The sequence below is a fragment of the Micromonospora sicca genome, from assembly GCF_003172935.1.
Lineage (GTDB): Bacteria > Actinomycetota > Actinomycetes > Mycobacteriales > Micromonosporaceae > Micromonospora > Micromonospora sicca.
The window spans coordinates 1-845 of sequence record NZ_QGKS01000222.1; the positions used below are offsets into that span (position 1 = coordinate 1).

1 protein-coding gene and 1 pseudogene are annotated in these 845 nt (G+C 68.6%); both read right to left on the reverse strand.

Annotation, left to right across the window (positions count from 1 at the left end; genetic code table 11):
• Positions 1-431 (reverse strand): ISAs1 family transposase (locus DKT69_RS15150; RefSeq protein ID WP_236647931.1); only part of this gene is annotated, 431 nt, incomplete at its 3' end.
• Between the two features lie 232 nt (positions 432-663).
• Positions 664-845: pseudogene (locus DKT69_RS39790) on the reverse strand (hypothetical protein); the annotation flags it as partial.

Genomic DNA, 845 nt, shown 5'->3' on the forward strand with positions numbered 1-845 from the left:
GCGTCGAGCAGCGGTGCGAACGCGGGGATCTCGTTGCTCTTCGCGCTCACGGTGACCTGGGCCAGGACGATGCCGGTGCTGGTGTCCAGCGCGGACAGCAGATGAACCTGACCGCCGTCGGCACGGCGGGCTCCCCGCAGGGTTTTCCCGTCCACGGCGATCACCGTCCGATATCGGTGCGGCCGGGGTGTGACCGGCTGGGCGCGGACCTTCAGCCAGCCCGCGAGGACGGTAGACAACAACTGATCGTCGAGGCGGGTCAGCAACCGCCATACCGTCGTACCCGCCGGCACCCCATGGCCGAAGCCGAGCCGGTCGCGGGCCTGCTCATCCAGATCGTGCAACCAATCGGTGATCGCGGCGAACGACGACGCCCCCGCGAGGACCGCGCACACCGCGGCCGCGAGCAGGCCCGACAGCGGGTAACGCACTCCCCGTGGATCTCGAGGATCCGGGACCGCCGCCAAGGCGTGTAGCAGTCCCGTTGTCTCACCTGCAGTAACGGACGGTGGTGACGTGCCAGGGGTGCCGGCGACCGAAGACAGCGCGGGGATCGGGCATGATGACATCGGCGGGTGAGGTCCTCGGGGTGTCGTGAAGCCTAGAGAACTCCATGATCACCGACGCGATCTCACCCGCTCTACCTGCCTCCGCAGAGGCCACTCACCCCGTAGATTCCCAGCTCAGGGCACCCACCGATCGACTACGCAATCGCCCTGCCTCCTCTTCGGTGCCGAACTCCCACCGGAGCACCTTGCCGGTCTCGGAGTCGCCTGCCCTGGCCACGACATGCCAGCGAACCTCGCGGGCGAGCCACACGTCACGCCGGCTCAGCCGTCCCCACG